This window comes from Stutzerimonas sp. 21-1, assembly GCF_056336065.1.
The window spans coordinates 3,456,498-3,473,196 of the sequence record NZ_CM150500.1 but is presented as its reverse complement, the minus strand read 5'-3'; the positions used below and the strand labels follow the sequence as shown (position 1 = coordinate 3,473,196).

The window sequence follows — 16,699 nt, the reverse complement described above, 5'->3', positions numbered from 1 at the left end:
GGCACGGCCCCCGCTGCGTTCACATGGGGGCGTGCGGTGCGCGACTCAAGGCAGCAAAGTGCCACGCAGCGAGTGGGGCAGGGCGTCGTCGATGTGTACGTCGACGAACTGGCCGATCAGCCGGGGATTGTCGCAGCGGAAGTTGACGATGCGGTTGTGCTCGGTGCGGCCCTGGAGCATGCCCGGGTCCTTCTTCGAGTAATCGGTCACCAGGATGCGCTGGGTGGTACCCACCATCCGTCGGCTATTTTCGAAGCCCAGCTCGTTGATGCGGTGCTGCAGTCTGGCCAGGCGCTGCTTCTTCACCTCGTCCGGGGTGTCGTCGGCCATGTCAGCGGCCGGCGTGCCCGGGCGTGCGCTGTAGACGAAGGAGTAGGAGAAGTCGAAGCCGACCTCTTCGATCAGCTTCATGGTCTGCTCGAAGTCTTTCTCGGTCTCGCCGGGGAAACCGACGATGAAGTCCGAACTGATCAGAATACCGGGCACCGCCGCCTTGAGCTTGCGGATGCGCGATTTGTACTCCAGCGCCGTGTGGTTGCGCTTCATCGCCGCGAGAACGCGGTCGGCGCCGGACTGCACCGGCAGGTGCAGATAGCGCACCAGCTGCGGGATGTCGGCATGGGCCTGGATGATGGCGTCGGAGAACTCCAGCGGGTGGCTGGTGGTGTAGCGAATACGCTCGATGCCCTCGACCGCCGCCACCGCGTGCAGCAGGTCGGCGAAGTCGTGACCGTCGTGGCGATAGCCGTTGACGTTCTGCCCGAGCAGGGTGACTTCTTTCACGCCGTTTTCGGTCAGGTGGATGATCTCGGCGAGTACATCGGCCATCGGTCGGCTGACTTCCTCGCCGCGGGTGTAGGGCACCACGCAGAACGAGCAGTACTTGCTGCAGCCTTCCATCACCGAGACGAAGGCGCTGGGGCCGTCGACGCGCGGCTCGGGCAGGCGGTCGAACTTCTCGATCTCGGGGAAGGAAATGTCCACCTGCGGCTGCTGGGTGGTGCGCGCGGCGTCGATCATTTCCGGCAGGCGATGCAGCGTCTGCGGACCGAACACCACGTCGACGTAGGGCGCGCGATCGCGGATCGCCGCGCCTTCCTGGCTGGCCACGCAGCCGCCGACGCCGATCACCAGCTGCGGGTTGTCCTGCTTCAGCTCGCGCCAGCGGCCCAGCTGGGAGAACACCTTTTCCTGCGCCTTCTCACGGATCGAGCAGGTGTTGAGCAGGATCACATCGGCTTCGGCCGGATTCTCGGTGATTTCCAGGGCCTGGTGTTCGCCCAGCAGGTCGACCATGCGCGAGCTGTCGTACTCGTTCATCTGGCAGCCGTGGGTTTCGATGTAGAGCTTGCGGGTCATGTTACGGGCCGGCGTTGTGCAAAAAATGACCGGCGATTATAGGCGCAGCGCAAGAGCGATAAAAGCATGGCGGTCAAGAAAGCCGGGTGGCCGCTCAGGGGCGCAGCGGCTCGCGGCCTTCGGCGGCCTGCAGTTCCAGCAGGTAGTCGCGGAAGATCTGGCCGAGCACCTGGGTGGCGATCTCCAGCTCATCGCGGCGCATCTGCTCGGCGACCCGGTCGGCGGTGTCGAGCGCATCTTCGTCGCCGTTGACCGCGGCCATCTTCAGCACGACATAGGCCTGCACGTTGTTTGCGCGCACACCTTCGCCGCGGAAGAACATCACGCCGAGGCGGTGCTGAGCGGTCGCGTGTCCCTGCAAGGAGGCCTGCTCGAACCAGTGCAGCGCCTTGGCCAGGTCACGCGGCGCGCGGCGGCCGTCGTAATAGAACTCGCCCAGCTCGAACGCCGCCTGCAGGTCGCCCTCGCTGGCGGCCTGTTGGCACGCACGCAGGGCCGCCGGCAGTTCCTCGGGAACGGTGTTCAGCGCGCAGCGCGCCGTCGCCGGAATCAGCAGCGAATTGCCACCGGCGTCAGCCAGCAGTGGCGAAAGCAGCAGACAGCCCAAAGACAGGATGCGGCCGGTGCGGGTCATGGATCGAGGCGCCTCGAGAAGCAGGGCGTTTACGGACGTGGCCGGCGCAAACGCGTCGGCGGTCACATTATGGATAAGTGACCGCGGGCTTACAAAGCCTTTCCGCCCACCGCGACGGTTTATCCGTCGCCTGTCGCCGCGAGAGGTGGCGAAGTGTCTCGAGGTCGTGTGGGCAGGGAGTGGTCCTGCCCACACACGGTGGCTCACTTGAGGCTGGCGAAGGCCCGCTCGGCAGCGTCCAGGGTGATCTTCAGCTCGGCATCGCCGTGGGCGATGGAGGTGAAACCGGCCTCGAAGGCGCTGGGTGCCAGGTAGACGCCGCCCTCGAGCATCAGATGGAAGAAGCGCTTGAAGCGCTCGGCATCGCTGGCCATCACGTCGGCGAAGGTGACGATGTCGTCGGCGCCGCTGAAGTACAGGCCGAACATGCCGCCCACCTGAGTGGTGACGAACGGGATGCCAGCGGCATCGGCGCGATCCTGCAGGCCCTGCAGCATGCGGCTGGTGTAATCGGTCAGCTCGGCGTGAAAGCCCGGGCGGCTGATCAGCTTCAGCGTGGTCAGGCCGGCGGCCATGGCCAGCGGGTTACCCGACAGCGTACCGGCCTGGTAGACCGGGCCGAGCGGCGCGACGCACTCCATGATGGCGCGCTTGCCGCCGAAGCAGCCGACCGGCATGCCGCCGCCGATGATCTTGCCGAAGGTGGACAGATCCGGCGTCACGCCGAAGTGCGCCTGCGCACCGCCGAGGGCGACGCGGAAGCCGGTCATCACCTCGTCGAAGATCAGCACCACGCCGTGCTCGTCGCACAGCCGGCGCAGGCCTGCGAGGAAGCCCGGCGCTGGCGGCACGCAGTTCATGTTGCCGGCCACCGGCTCGACGATGATGCAGGCGACCTGCTCGCCCTTCTCCTTCAGCGTGGCCTCGACTTCGGCGAGGTCGTTGTAGGCCAGCGTGAGGGTGTGCTTGGCGAAGTCTGCCGGCACGCCGGCCGAGCTGGGTACGCCCTGGGTCAGCGCACCGGAACCGGCCTTGACCAGCAGGCTGTCGGAATGGCCGTGGTAGCAGCCCTCGAACTTGATGATCGCGTCACGGCCGGTGTAGCCACGCGCCAGACGGATCGCGCTCATGGTCGCCTCGGTACCGGAGCTGACCATGCGCACCATCTCCATCGACGGCACCAGGCTGCAGACCAGTTCGGCCATCTGCGTTTCCATCGCCGTCGGCGCGCCGTAGGACAGCCCGTGGTCGAGCTGGCGGCGTACCGCATCGAGCACTTCGGGATGGCTGTGGCCGAGGATCATCGGGCCCCAGGAGCCGACGTAGTCGACATAGCGCTTGTCGTCCTCGTCGATCACATAGGCGCCTTCGGCGTGCTTGAGGAACAGCGGCGTGCCGCCGACGCTGCGGAAGGCACGTACCGGCGAGTTGACGCCGCCGGGAATGTGGGTCTGGGCGCTGGCGAACAGGGTTTCGGAACGGGACATGCGGGGCCTCGCGAATGGCAGGGCGGGCCGGCGTGGCGCGGCTCGCCGTTGGGAATCAGGATGGGCTGAACAGTTGGCTGAACGCCTCGGCGCGACGCTGCACCTCGGCGGCGGAGTCGGCGGCGAACAGCGCGTGGATCACCGCGATCAGACTGGCACCGGCGGCGATCAGTTGTGGCGCGGTCTGCAGGGTGATGCCGCCGATCGCAGCGATCGGTACGCCGAAACGCTTGCGGGCGGCTTGTAGCAGTGCGACATCCGCGGCCGGCGCGCCGGGCTTGGTATTGGAGTTGAAGAAGCGGCCGAAGGCGACGTAGCTGGCGCCCTCGGCGACGGCCTGCTCGGCGAGCGGCAATTGCGCATGGCAGGTGGCGCCGATGACCGTGCGCGGACCCAGCAGCGCGCGCGCGGCGGCCAGCGAGCCGTCTTCCTGGCCCAGGTGCAGGCCGACGCCCAGCCGTGCCGCCAGCTCGGCGTCGTCGTTGATGATCAGCTGCGCGCCGTGGCGGGCGCATAGCTCGCGCAGCGCCTCGGCCTCGCGCAGGCGGCGGGCCTGCTCGGCGGACTTGTCGCGATACTGCAGCAGCCGCGCGCCGCCTTTGAGTGCGGCTTCGACATAGGGCAGCAGGCGGCCGTCGGCTAGCAGCTGACTGTCGGTGATGGCGTAGAGGCCGCGAAGTCCGGTGGTGCCCATCATGCGCAGCGCTCCCCTCAGGCCAGGTCCAGCGGCAGGCGCCGCGGAATGTACTGACCGTGGCCCGGTGCCTCGGCGTCGCGCAGCGTGCGCCAGGTGTAATCGAGCGCGGACTGCACCGCACTGCTCAGGCCTTCGCCGAGCGCCAGACGGCCGGCGAGGGTGCTGGCCAGGGTACAGCCGGACCCGTGATAGCTGCCCGGCAGGCGCGCGCAGGTGAATTCATGGCGGCTGCCGTCGCGACTGTACAGGCGGTTGTGCACTTCGCGTTCGTCACCGTGGCCGCCGGTGATCAGCAGGTGGCGGATGTGCGGCAGCAGGCGCTCGGCGCATTCGTCGGCGCTGCCGTCGGGTAGTTCGGCGAGGATGCGTGCTTCGGGCAGGTTCGGCGTGGCGATGGTGGCGACTGGAAACAGCCGCTCGCGCATGGCGTAGCCGACGTCGTCCTTGCCCAGCGCACCGCCGCCGCCGGCACGCAGCACCGGGTCGCAGATCAGCGGCACGCCGGGCAGCTTGCGCATGATTTCGAGCACGGTGTCGACCATCTCCACCGAGCCGAGCATGCCCAGCTTAACGGCCGCGATCGGCACGTCGGCGATCACCGCGTGCGCCTGGGCGAGTACCCATTCGCGGTCGAGCACGCGAAAATCGCTGACGTCGACGGTGTCCTGCACGGTGAGCGCGGTAACGGTCGGTGCGGCATGGCAGCCCTGGGCGAGCAGGGCTTCGATATCTGCCTGCAGGCCGGCACCGCCGACAGGGTCGTGGCCGGAGAGACAGAGGACGATGGGGCGGGAAGTATGCGTTTTCATGGCCGGCGAGCTTATCACCAAACCATGCGCGCGGGCGCGGGGCACGGCCGCTCGTGCTGGTGGCGGTTTATTGTCGCAGTGCTGTGCTAGATTGTCGGCACTTCAATAATTCTCTCCGACCGTCGCACCGCTCGCTGCCCGGGCGTCGAGCCGGTGGTGTCCTCGATCTGCATCAGCGAGACGACATGCGCTTTCTTCTTCTGTTGTTGCTCGCGCTGTCGCCGTTGCTGGCGGGGGCCGCCGAATTCGACGAGCACGCTCGCCGCGTGCCACTGGGCTCGCTCATGGATATCTATGAGGATCCGCGCGGTACGGCGACTATCGAGCAGGTCAGTGCCGTCGACTTCGCTGGACAGTTTCGCCGGCACGAGGCCGCCGTGTTCAATGGCGGTTACTCGCGTGCGGCCTACTGGATCCGCGTCGATCTGAACTACCGGCCCACGAACCCCAGCCAGCCGCAGCGCTGGCTGCTGGAGCTGGGCTATCCACCGCTGGATCGTGTCGAGTTCTACCGTCCCGATGGCCGCGGCGGCTACCTTGCCGCGCAGCCCACTGGCGACACGCTGCCGTGGGCCAGCCGCGAGATCGGGCAGGGCAACTTCCTGTTCGAGCTGGAGCTGCCGCCGAACCAGCCGCAGCGTTTCTACCTGCGGGTGCAGAGTCAGGGCTCGATCCAGGTTCCGCTGACGCTGTGGAGCGTGCATGCGTATCTCGAAGAGCGGCCTGGGCACATCTATGCGCTGGGGCTGATCTATGGCGTGCTGCTGGCGATGCTGGTCTACAACCTGCTCATCTATGTCAGCATCCGTGATCGCAGCTACCTGTACTACATCCTCTATATCGCCTCGTTCGGTCTCTACCAGCTGTCGGTCAACGGCGCCGCGGTGCAGTATTTCTGGCCGGATAACCCCTGGTGGGCGAACGTCGCCACACCGTTGCTAATCGGCGCGGCCGGCCTGTTCGGCTGCCAGTTCACGCGCAGCTTCCTGCGTACGGCCGAGCACAGTCCGTGGGTCGACCGTCTGCTGTGGCTGATGATGGGGCTCGGTGCGCTGGTGATGACGCTGGCGCTGTTGACCGACTATGGGGTGTCGCTGCGCCTGGCGACGATCATGGCGTTGCTGTTCACCCTGACGGTGTTCGCCGCAGGCATAGCAGCGTGGTGGCGTGGCATGCGCATGGCGCGCTACTTCATCTTCGCCTGGAGCGCGCTGCTGATCGGCGGGCAGATCAACACGCTGATGGTGCTGGGCTATCTGCCCAACACTTTCCTGACGATGTACGCCAGCCAGATCGGCGCGGCGCTGGAGGTGGTGCTGCTGTCGATGGCGCTGGCCGACCGCATCAATGTGCTCAAGGACGAACGCGCCAGCCTGCTCGAAGCCTCGCGCGCCGGGCTCGAGCAGCTCAACCGCGAGCTGGCGGAAAGCAACCGCTTCAAGGACGAATTCCTCTCCAACATCAGCCACGAACTGCGCACACCGATGATCGGCGTGATGGGCGCACTGGAGCTGCTGCCGGGCTCGCAGACGCCCGCAGAGCGCGACGAATACCAGCGTATCGCCACCGAGTCGTCGCGCGACATGCTGCGCCTGGTCAACGATATCTTGCTGCTCAGCGAGCTGCGTGCCGGCAAGCTGCAGCCCGCTTGGGCGCCGTTCAGTCTGCATGAGTGGAGCCAGACCCTGAAGCAGCGCTTCGCCGCGAAGGCCGGCGAAAAGGGATTGGCATTTGCCGTCGAGCTGGACGCCGCGCTGCCTGATCGGCTGCTCGGCGATGCGCCGAAGCTCGCGCTGATCATCGGTCATTTGCTGGACAACGCGATCAAGTTCACCAGCGCCGGCAGTGTCACCCTGCGCGTCAGTCCGGCCGGCGAGGCCACGTTGCAACTGCCGCTGCAGTTCGAGGTGATCGACACCGGCATCGGCTTCGGGGCGGCCGCCGATGCGTCGTTGTATCAGCAGTTCCGCCAGCTGGACGCCTCGCTGACGCGCCGTTACGGCGGCCTCGGCATCGGCCTGGCGATCAGCCGGCGGCTCGCCGCGCTGCTCGATGGTCAGCTCGACCACCGGTCGCAGCCGGGCTGCGGCAGCTGTTTCCGTCTGCGCCTGGCGCTGGGCCTGCCGGCATCGCAGCACAGCCCGGTTGCGCCGTCCGGCTCGATTGCCTGAGACGCGGCGCTTTTGGCCGATACCGCGCCTCGGCCACGCCATCGACGTGCTTCACTTCCCGCTGAGCAAGCGCGCCTGAGGGCGCCTGCATAGAGCGCGCTCGGCCTGTCAGCGAGCCGTGCCGTCACTGGATCGAGGAATGCACGATGAACCTGCCGCCAGCCGAAACCCATGAGGTGACCAACCAGGTGCCGCCGCTCGACGGCGCCAATCTCTATCGCATCGACCTGCCGCTGCGGCAGTGGGTGCAGCGCTTCGGCGCTGGTTGGGCCGATGTCCGGCTGGACGCCTACGGCGCGCTGGCCGGCGGACCGCTGATGACGGCGGGCTTTCTCGCCAACGAAAACCGGCCGGTGCTGCGTACCCACGACCGCTACGGCCATCGCATCGATGTGGTGGAATTTCACCCGGCCTATCACGAGCTGATGCGCACGGCCATCGCCCACGGCATTCCGTCGTTGCCCTGGACCGCTCCGCAGCCCGGTGCGCAGGTGGCGCGCGCCGCGCTGATGTATCTGCACAATCAGGCCGAGGCGGGCAGCAGCTGCCCGCTGACCATGACCTACGCCAGCGTGCCGGCGCTGCGCCTGCAGCCGGATCTCGCTGAACACTGGTTGCCGAAAATCCTCGCCACCGAGTACGACCCGCGCAACCTGCCGATGGAGCAGAAGGCCGGCATCACCATCGGCATGGCCATGACCGAAAAACAGGGCGGCACCGACGTGCGCGCCAACAGCACCCGCGCGTTTCCGGTCGGTGCCGGCGGCCCCGGCCAGCCCTACGAACTGGTCGGCCACAAGTGGTTCTGCTCGGCGCCGATGTGCGATGCCTTCCTCACCCTGGCGCAGACCGACAAGGGCCTGTCGTGCTTCCTGCTGCCGCGCCATCGCCCGGACGGCACGCGCAACCAGCTCTATATTCAGCGACTGAAGAACAAGCTCGGCAACTGGGCCAACGCCTCCAGCGAGGTGGAGTACCGCGGTGCGCTGGCCTGGATGGTCGGCGAGGACGGGCGCGGCGTGCCGACCATCATCGAGATGGTCGCCTCGACGCGTTTCGACTGCATGATCGGCTCCAGCTCGCTGATGCGACAGGCGCTGACCCAGGCCCTGCATCACTGCACCTACCGGCATGTCGGCGGGCGTGCGCTGATCGAGCAGCCGCTGATGCGCAACGTGCTGGCCGACCTCGCGCTGGAGAGCGAAGCCGCGCTGGCGCTGACGCTGCGCATGGGCCGCGCGCAGGACAATCGCCATGACGAGCGTGAAGACAAGTTTGCCCGCCTGGTCACGGCCATCGGCAAGTACTGGATCTGCAAACGCGCCCCGGAAATGATCGCCGAGGCCAGCGAATGCCTCGGCGGCGCTGGCTACGTCGAGGAAACCATCCTGCCGCGCCTGTACCGCGAAGCGCCGGTCAACTCCATCTGGGAAGGCTCCGGCAACGTGCAGTGCCTGGATGTGCTGCGTGCGTTGTCGAAGGAGGCCGGTGTGCTCGACGCGCTGTTCGACGTACTCGGCGACGGCCATGGCGACGCGCGCCTGAAGTTACATATCGAGCGACTTCGCACGGCGTTGCGCGATCCCGACGATATCCAGTACCGCGCTCGCCAACTCACCGAGGATGTCGCCGTGGCCTTGCAGGCCGGGCTGTTGCTGGAGGCGGGTAACTCTGCAGTCAGTGATGCGTTTATCACCAGTCGTCTGGAGGGACACGGGCGCGTTTATGGCACCTTGCCGAAAGGGCTCGATATCCAGGCGCTGCTCAGCCGCAGCGCCCCGTCTTTGGGGTAATTGCTCAACTTTTGCTCAGTGATGCCGAAATGCTGGCAATGAGCGGAGGGTTGCGGCATGAGGATTACCTCAAGTGAACAGTTTGGGCTGAGTGCCGAGCGGCATTACACGGCGGGACGCGAGGTCAACGAGACACTGGACATGCAGCGTGGTGGCCAGCGGCTGCAGATCAGTCGGCACGAGCGCAGCGAAGTGAGCAGCTCCAGCCGTGCTGAAGTACATCTTGCCCAGGACCGGCCGGCGATCTCGTCGAAACAACTGGAAAGCCTGGCGGACGGCCTGCCGCAAGCGGCCCCGGCCGCCACGGCGGACGGCGCACATAGCCTGGATTTCACGCCCGACGAAGAAAGCCTGCGCAAACTGCGTATGTTGCTGGCGGTGCTGGGACGCGAGGTTGAGGAGATCGACGCCACCCTCGACAAGCTCTCCGCGGGCTTGTCCATGCCAGCGCCAGCGGCGCCATCTGCAGGCGGTGCCATGCCGCAGGTGGAGGCGACTGGGAATGGCGATTTTCTGAACTACCAGTACAGCGTGCAGGAATGGCGCGGCGAGTCGCTGAGCGTCAGCGCCAGCGGTACGGTCAGCACCGCCGACGGCCGCACGATCCAGTACGGGCTCAGCCTCGAAATGCTCAGCGTGCAATACAGCAGCGCCAGCGTTTCGATGCGTGCCGGTGCCGTATTGCAGGACCCGCTGGTGCTCAACCTCGGGGGCGGCCCGGTACGCCTGGATGCCAGCAGCCGCGTCGGCTTCGATCTGGATGCCGACGGAGACCGCGACAGCCTGGCCAGTCTTGCCTCCGGCAGCGCCTTCCTGGCGCTGGACCGCAATGGCAATGGTCGTGTCGATGACGGTCGCGAGCTGTTTGGCGCCCTCTCCGGCGATGGCTTCGCCGATCTGAGCGCGTATGACGAGGACGGCAACGGCTTCATTGACGAGGGTGACAGCATCTTCGAGCAACTCCGCCTGTGGCGCCCGGACGCGCAAGGCACTGGCGAACAGGTTGATCTGCGCTCCGCCGGAGTCGGCGCCATCGGTCTGGCGCGTGCGTATGGTGACTTCGACCTGATCGCCCAGCAGCAACTGGAAGGGCGGGTCAGGAGCACCGGGTTGTTTCTGTTCGAGAATGGCCAGGTGGGCAGTGTGCAGCAGGTCGATCTGGCCGTTTGAGCGGCGGTACCGTCATCGGCGGGCGTCGTGGCCTTGCCCGCAGAACTGCATTGAGCGTGGACGACGCAGTTCGGGAAGTCCGCTGAGCGATTTTTTGAGTTTCAGCGCCAGGCGCCACGGCTCTACCGAGCGCCGCCGGCGGGTGGGGCTGGCTATCGGCGCGTGGCTGGCGCACAGTGCGCCGCAGCTGTAAGGCGGTGCCAGCAGGCTCGTGCCGGCCGATTTGCCGGTTACTCTCGCCCCGTCTATACCAGCTTTGGGCTCTTTGTCCCGTAGGTTTGCTAGTACCTTCGTATAACAGCCAAACGAGCTGAAGACCCTAGAATAAAGCGAGCGACTACACTACGGGGTTGCAAGCGCGGCATGATTTTTTGAGGTTCCGACGGATTGAGCGGCAAAAGACATGGGCGTTTTGTCTCCGAACTTGAAGCCGCCGTCTCCATGCCTCGTCAGGCACTAGCTAATTCTATGCAGAGCCTTCACGGACGAGCATTCGATGAGTTTCAGAGGTGAATTCATGGCAACGGATCTAAACAAGTACATTCGCAACGCGGCGTTTCTCGATAAGGTTGTCTCGGCAGAAGAGGCCGCGTCGTGGATCGAAGACGGCATGACGCTGGGTATGAGCGGTTTCACCCTGTTCGGTGAGCCCAAGGAGTTCCCGCGCGCCCTGTCCGCGCGTGGCCAGAACGAGAAGTTCAAGGTCAACCTGTTCACCGGCGCTTCCATGGGCCCGGCGGCTGACCAGGCCATGGCCGAGGCCGGCATCATCAACAAGCGCATCCCGTATCAGGGCAACCCGGTACAGCGCAAGAAGATCAACGCCGGCGAGATCCTCTACATCGACCAGCACCTGTCGCACATGGCCGAGCTGATCCGCCAGGGCGTACTGCCGCAGGTCGACTACGCGATCATCGAAGCCGCCGCCATCACTGAGGACGGCCAGATCATCCCGACCGGTTCGGTGGGCAACTCGCCGATCTTCGTTCAGACCGCCAAGCACGTGATCATCGAGCTGAACACCTCCGCTCCGCGTGAATACGAAGGCATGCACGACATCTACATCCCGGGTCCGGCCGGCGAGAACACTCGCGAAGCCATCCCGGTATTCGATGTCAGCACCCGTATCGGCACCGTCGGTATTCCGGTCGATCCGGCCAAGGTGCGCGGCATCGTGCTGTCCAGCCAGCCGGACATCCCATCGCCGCTGTTCGAGCCGAACGAAGAAACCCAGAAGATCGCCGACAACCTGCTGGACTTCCTGCGTGCCGAAGTGAAATCCGGCCGCCTGACCAACAGCCTGGCGCCGCTGCAATCCGGTGTGGGTTCCGTGGCCAACGCCGTGCTGAACGGCATGCGCACCTCCGAGTTCAAGGACCTGGTCGTGGCCTCCGAAGTGCTGCAGGACGGCGTGTTCGACCTGATCGACGCCGGCGTGGTGAAGTTCGCTGCCGGTACCGCGTTCTCCCTGTCCAAGAAGCGCGTGGAAAACCTCGCTTCCGACATGGCCAAGTACGCCGGCAAGGTGGTGTTCCGTCCGCAGGAAATCTCCAACCATCCGGAAGTCATCCGTCGTCTGGGCATCATCTCCTTCAACACCGCGCTGGAAGTGGACATCTACGGCAACGTGAACTCCACCCACGTCAGCGGCACCCACATGATGAACGGTATCGGCGGCTCGGGTGACTTCGCCCGCAACGCCCGCATCACCATCTTCGTGACCGCCTCCACCGCGAAGAACGGCAACGTCTCGTCGGTCGTGCCGTTCGTGACTCACGTCGACCACACCAACCACGACGTCGACGTGATCATCACCGAGCAGGGTTATGCCGATCTGCGTGGCCTGGCTCCGGCTGAAGCCGCCCAGCGCATCATCGCCAACTGCATGCACCCCGATTACAAGCAGCAGGCGCTGGACTACCTGGAAGAGGCCAAGGCGCGCGGCGGTCATACCCCGCACGTGCTGGAGAAGGCCTTCTCCTGGCACACCCACCTGGCCGAGCACGGCACCATGAAGCTGAACAAGTAATTGTCAGCTGAGTGACGGGACCGGCGGTCGCCCGACTTTTCGAGCGCTGCTGGAACCCTCCGAAGAAACCGATGCCGGGCAGCCGGCGTCGGTTTTTTTATGCCTGCGCGCAGGCGCCGTGGCGGTCGTGCGGCATGTACATTCGTAAAGGATTCCGGCCAAGATACCGCCATTCGCACAGACAGGACCTTGCCGCATGACTCCCGATACCCAGCGTTTCACCGTCGCCAGCTCTGCCGAGGCCGCGGTCGATCACCTGGCCGAGCTTCACCAGCGCGCCACGGCTGCGCTCAACCGGGCACTCAAGCGCTACGTCGCCGACCGCACCGAGCCGAGTACGGAAGAACGCGATCTGTTCCGCTACCCGGAGCTGCGTCTGACCTACGAATGCCACGGCGAGGTGCCGGCTTCCACCCGTGCCTACGCCAAGGTGCAGGCGCCGGGCGTCTACAGCGTCACCGTGACCCATCCGGCGGCGTTCCGCGCCTACCTGCTCGACCAGCTGCGGCCGTTGATGCACGACTTCAACGTCAAGATTGAGGTCGGCATCAGCGAGCGCAACATTCCCTATCCGTACGTCATCGAGCAGGGCGACGAGCTGGCCGGCAGCGGCGTGACCGCCGCCGAGCTGGCGCGGGTCTTCCCCAGCACCGATCTGTCGGCGGCGACCGACGACATCGCCGACGGCCTTTACGACTGGGAGCATGCCGATCCGTATCCGCTGGCGCTGTTCGACGGCGCGCGGGTGGATTTCTCCCTGCGTCGGCTGGTGCACTACACCGGCAGCGACTGGCGCCACGTGCAACCGTGGATCCTGCTGACCAACTATCACCGCTACGTCGACCAGTTCATCCGCCACGGCCTCGACATGCTGCGCGACGACACCCGCTTCGTGCGCATGGTGCTGCCGGGCAACGTGGTCATCGAGCGCGGCATGGAGGAGGGCGAGGCGCAGGCGATCATCGGCGGCGTGCTCTGGCATCGTTACCAGATGCCGGCCTACCACCTGATCGCCGAAGACGGCCACGGCGTCACCCTGATCAACATCGGTGTCGGCCCGTCCAACGCCAAGAACATCACCGATCACCTGGCCGTGCTGCGTCCGCACTGCTGGCTGATGATCGGCCACTGCGGCGGGCTGCGGCAGTCGCAGTCCATTGGCGACTACGTGCTGGCGCACGCCTACATGCGCCGCGATGGCATCCTCGACCGCGTGTTGCCGCCGCACATCCCGTTGCCGGCGCTGGCCGAGGTGCAGCAGGCGCTGCAGGAAGCCGCGGCGCAGATCACCGGCGAGAAGGGTGAGGCGCTGAAAAAACGCCTGCGCACCGGCACCGTGCTGACTTACGACGACCGCAACTGGGAGCTGCGTTGGGCGCAGGAGCGGCCGCTGATCAACCTGTCGCGCGCGGTGGCGGTGGACATGGAAAGCGGCACCATCGCCGCCCAGGGCTATCGCCTGCGGGTGCCCTACGGCACGTTGCTCTGCGTGTCGGACAAACCGCTGCACAGCGAGATCAAGCTGCCCGGCTCGGCCAATGCGTTCTACGAGCGTGCCGTGACCCAGCACCTGAAGATCGGCATCACCGCGCTGGACCTGCTGCGCAGCCAGCAGCACTCGCTGCATTCGCGCAAGCTGCGCAGTTTCGACGAGCCGCCGTTCCGCTGAACCGTGCGCCGAGGCGGGAATGGACGATACTGAAGATCGTCGCATTCCTGCTTCAGCCATCGGAGGTTCACATGGAACAGTCGATCCACGCCTTCCACAACCTGTTCGAGCAGTTGGGCCTGCCCAACGACGACGCCTCGATCCGGCGCTTCATCGACACGCACGCGCCGTTGCCGGAGGGCATGCGCCTGGCCGACGCGCCGTTCTGGAACCCCGCCCAGGCGGCTTTTCTGCGTGATGAGCTGCTCGAGGATGCCGATTGGGCCGAGGTGGTCGACCGGCTCAGCCTGGCACTGCGCCGCGCCAGCGCCTGAGGCCGCTCAAGGGTGCAGGTTGCGCACCATGTACAGCGCCGGAATCGGGTAGCTGGCGAGGTTGTCGGCCTGCTGCGGTTCCAGCCCGTCGTGGGCGCGATAGCCCTGACGCGACCAGAATTCGGCGGAGTCCTGTACCGAGACCAGCGCCGAGTAACGCAGCCGGGCGGCCTGCGCCTGCTGCAGATTGCGTCGCACCAGCGCCGGGCCGATGCCGCGGCCGCCGGCGCGGCGCGCCACGGCGAGGTCGTGCAGGTACAGGCAGTCGGCCTCGGCATGTGGCTCGAACTCACCGTCCAGCGGGGTGATCCTGCCGAGTCGCGACTGGTAGGCGAACAGGTAGGCACACACGCCCCCGGCGTCTTCGGCAACCCAGGCCAGCTCCGGACAGGCTGCCAGCCGTGAACGGATCACCGCCTCGTCTTCCAGCACCGCGGCGGCATAAGACTCTTCCTGGATCGCCAGGACGGCAGGGATATCGCGCTCCTGCATCGCTCTCAACTGATACATCTCGACTACGCTCAAACACCGCGAAACGCCGTGCGGCCCGGCAAAAGGCCGCGATCATAGCGCAAAAGTCCGGCGTTTCGGCCGTCAGGCGACCGCCAGCGGCGCGCCGGTCGAATTCCGCCTGCGCGCGGAGGCCGAGGCAGGCATAATGCTTAGCCTGCTAACAGGTGTTCGGAAGTTGCCTTGAACGATGGTCGTCACCCGCTCTATGGGGTTCTGCTGATTCTGCTCTCGGGCCTGCTGCTGGCCAGCCATGACGGCCTGGCCAAGCACCTGTCCGGGCTGTACCCGGTGTTCCTGGTGATCTGGGCGCGCTACATCGCGCAGACCGTGCTGATGACGCTGCTGTTCGTGCCGCGCATGGGGCCGCGCGTGCTGCGCACCCGGCGGCCCGGGGCGCAGTTGCTGCGCGGGCTGAGCCTGGTTGGCGTCAGCCTGCTGTTCATCAACGGCCTGCACTACATCCCGCTGGCCGAGGCCACCGCGGTGATCTTCCTCACGCCGGTGCTGGTCACCATCGCTTCGGCGCTGCTCGGCGAGCGGATCGGCCGCAGCCAGTGGATCGCCGTCGGCTTCGGCCTGCTCGGCGTGCTGATCATCGTGCGGCCGGGCTCGGCGCTGTTTACGCCGGCGGCGCTGCTGCCGCTCGGCGCCGCGCTGTCGTTCACGCTCTACCAACTGGTGACCCGTCGCCTCGCTGGCACGGAGCATCCAGTCACCAGCAACTACCTCACCAGCCTGGTCGGCTGCGTGGTGCTGAGCGGGCTGGTGCTGTTCAACTGGCGCACGCCGACCCTGCACGACGCCGCGCTGATGGCCGCGCTCGGCGGCATGGCGATGCTCGGCCACCTGCTACTGACCCAGGCGTTCCGCTACGCCAGCGCCGCGATGCTGGCGCCGTTCACCTATGGACAGATCGTCTTCGCCGGCATCGTCGGCTTCTTCGCCTTCGGCCATGCACCGGACGGCGGCGCGCTGCTGGGCATGGCGATCATCATCGCCAGCGGGCTGGGCATGGCCTACGTACAACGGCGGCGGGTGCCGGCCTGAGCGTTCGTTCGCGGCGTCGGCGAGCGGTTTTCCCGCGGGGTTCAGCGAATGTGTCGTTTGACCCCGCGGACAGCTTCCAACAAGGTGTTTCGACAGGGGCAACCCGACCCCTTTGCGTGCTGTTTGACCAGGTGACCAACAATGCTACGAATCTCGCACCACGATCTGCGCAAGAACTTCCGCCAGCTGCTCGCGGCTGACCGCTGCTTCCACACCGCCTCGGTGTTCGACCCGATGTCGGCACGCATCGCCGCCGACCTCGGCTTCGAGGTGGGCATTCTCGGCGGCTCGGTGGCGTCGCTGCAGGTGCTCGCGGCCCCGGACTTCAACCTCATCACCCTCAGCGAGTTCGTCGAGCAGGCCACGCGCATCTGCCGGGTCGCCCAGTTGCCGGTGCTGGCCGACGCCGACCACGGCTACGGCAACGCGCTCAACGTCATGCGCACGGTGACCGAGCTGGAACGTGCCGGCATCTCCGCGCTGACCATCGAGGACACCCTGCTGCCGGCCAAATTCGGCCGCAAGTCCACCGACCTGATCGGCATGTTCGAGGCGGTCGGCAAGATCCGCGCGGCGCTGGAGGCGCGGATCGATCCGCAGATGGCCATCATCGCTCGCACCAACGCCGGCGTGATCGGTTTCGAGGAAGTGATCGCCCGTGCCCAGGCCTACGAGAAGGCCGGCGCCGACGCGATCTGCCTGGTCGGCATCGAGGATTTCGACCACCTGCAAAGCATCGCCAGCCAGCTGACCCGGCCGCTGATGCTCGTCACCTACGGCAACCCCAACCTGCGTGACAACGCCCGCCTGGCCGCGCTTGGCGTGCGTATCGTGGTCAACGGCCACGCCGCCTACTTCGCCGCGATCAAGGCCACCTACGACTGCCTGCGCGAGCAGCGGCAGATCGATGCGCTGGACCTCAACGCCTCGCAGCTGTCGGTCAAGTACTCAACAGCCGACGAATACGTGGTCTGGGCCGAGGAGTACATGCAGGTCAAGGAATGAGC

At 66.2% G+C, this 16,699-nt stretch carries 14 protein-coding genes; 8 read left to right on the top strand and 6 right to left on the bottom strand.

Annotated features, from left to right (window positions below; genetic code table 11):
- Positions 1 to 45: 45 nt before the first annotated feature.
- The 5 genes from miaB to AC0ZJQ_RS16680 all read right to left on the bottom strand — a co-directional run bounded on the left by miaB (position 46) and on the right by AC0ZJQ_RS16680 (position 4,986).
- Positions 46 to 1,359 (bottom strand): tRNA (N6-isopentenyl adenosine(37)-C2)-methylthiotransferase MiaB, encoded by a 1,314-nt coding sequence (gene miaB / locus AC0ZJQ_RS16700; protein ID WP_008569663.1) that lies wholly within the window; start codon positions 1,357 to 1,359, stop codon positions 46 to 48.
- Between the two features lie 94 nt (positions 1,360 to 1,453).
- Positions 1,454 to 1,993, bottom strand: coding sequence for a tetratricopeptide repeat protein (locus AC0ZJQ_RS16695; RefSeq protein WP_008569664.1), 540 nt, complete (start codon positions 1,991 to 1,993; stop codon positions 1,454 to 1,456).
- 203 nt (positions 1,994 to 2,196) lie between these two features.
- The gene (hemL, locus tag AC0ZJQ_RS16690) at positions 2,197 to 3,480 is read right to left on the bottom strand and encodes a glutamate-1-semialdehyde 2,1-aminomutase (RefSeq protein WP_008569665.1); all 1,284 of its coding nucleotides are present in this window, start codon (positions 3,478 to 3,480) and stop codon (positions 2,197 to 2,199) included.
- A gap of 55 nt (positions 3,481 to 3,535) precedes the next feature.
- Complete coding sequence (thiE, locus tag AC0ZJQ_RS16685) at positions 3,536 to 4,177, bottom strand: thiamine phosphate synthase (RefSeq protein WP_008569666.1); 642 nt, start codon at positions 4,175 to 4,177, stop codon at positions 3,536 to 3,538.
- A gap of 14 nt (positions 4,178 to 4,191) precedes the next feature.
- Positions 4,192 to 4,986: a bifunctional hydroxymethylpyrimidine kinase/phosphomethylpyrimidine kinase gene (locus AC0ZJQ_RS16680; RefSeq protein WP_008569667.1), complete on the bottom strand. Its 795-nt coding sequence runs from the start codon at positions 4,984 to 4,986 to the stop codon at positions 4,192 to 4,194.
- A gap of 185 nt (positions 4,987 to 5,171) precedes the next feature.
- Between AC0ZJQ_RS16680 and AC0ZJQ_RS16675 the strand changes: the two genes are divergently transcribed.
- From AC0ZJQ_RS16675 to AC0ZJQ_RS16650, 6 genes are all read left to right on the top strand, one after another.
- Entirely contained in the window at positions 5,172 to 7,157 is a 1,986-nt protein-coding gene (locus AC0ZJQ_RS16675; RefSeq protein ID WP_476476957.1) for a sensor histidine kinase, read from the top strand.
- Between the two features lie 146 nt (positions 7,158 to 7,303).
- Complete coding sequence (locus AC0ZJQ_RS16670; protein ID WP_008569669.1) at positions 7,304 to 8,950, top strand: acyl-CoA dehydrogenase family protein; 1,647 nt, start codon at positions 7,304 to 7,306, stop codon at positions 8,948 to 8,950.
- A 57-nt stretch (positions 8,951 to 9,007) separates the two neighbouring features.
- Positions 9,008 to 10,120 (top strand): hypothetical protein, encoded by a 1,113-nt coding sequence (locus tag AC0ZJQ_RS16665; protein WP_256211787.1) that lies wholly within the window; start codon positions 9,008 to 9,010, stop codon positions 10,118 to 10,120.
- A gap of 517 nt (positions 10,121 to 10,637) precedes the next feature.
- Positions 10,638 to 12,149: a succinate CoA transferase gene (locus tag AC0ZJQ_RS16660; RefSeq protein WP_008569671.1), complete on the top strand. Its 1,512-nt coding sequence runs from the start codon at positions 10,638 to 10,640 to the stop codon at positions 12,147 to 12,149.
- 196 nt (positions 12,150 to 12,345) lie between these two features.
- Positions 12,346 to 13,818, top strand: coding sequence for an AMP nucleosidase (gene amn, locus AC0ZJQ_RS16655; RefSeq protein ID WP_008569672.1), 1,473 nt, complete (start codon positions 12,346 to 12,348; stop codon positions 13,816 to 13,818).
- A 71-nt stretch (positions 13,819 to 13,889) separates the two neighbouring features.
- Positions 13,890 to 14,132, top strand: coding sequence for a DUF2789 domain-containing protein (locus AC0ZJQ_RS16650; RefSeq protein WP_008569673.1), 243 nt, complete (start codon positions 13,890 to 13,892; stop codon positions 14,130 to 14,132).
- Between the two features lie 6 nt (positions 14,133 to 14,138).
- On the opposite strand, the gene AC0ZJQ_RS16645 is transcribed toward AC0ZJQ_RS16650, so the two are convergent.
- Entirely contained in the window at positions 14,139 to 14,624 is a 486-nt protein-coding gene (locus AC0ZJQ_RS16645; protein ID WP_476477785.1) for a GNAT family N-acetyltransferase, read from the bottom strand.
- A 201-nt stretch (positions 14,625 to 14,825) separates the two neighbouring features.
- Between AC0ZJQ_RS16645 and AC0ZJQ_RS16640 the strand changes: the two genes are divergently transcribed.
- Complete coding sequence (locus tag AC0ZJQ_RS16640; protein ID WP_008569675.1) at positions 14,826 to 15,692, top strand: DMT family transporter; 867 nt, start codon at positions 14,826 to 14,828, stop codon at positions 15,690 to 15,692.
- A 141-nt stretch (positions 15,693 to 15,833) separates the two neighbouring features.
- On the top strand, positions 15,834 to 16,697 hold the full coding sequence (locus tag AC0ZJQ_RS16635; protein ID WP_008569676.1) for an isocitrate lyase/PEP mutase family protein: 864 nt from the start codon (positions 15,834 to 15,836) through the stop codon (positions 16,695 to 16,697).
- Positions 16,698 to 16,699: the final 2 nt, after the last annotated feature.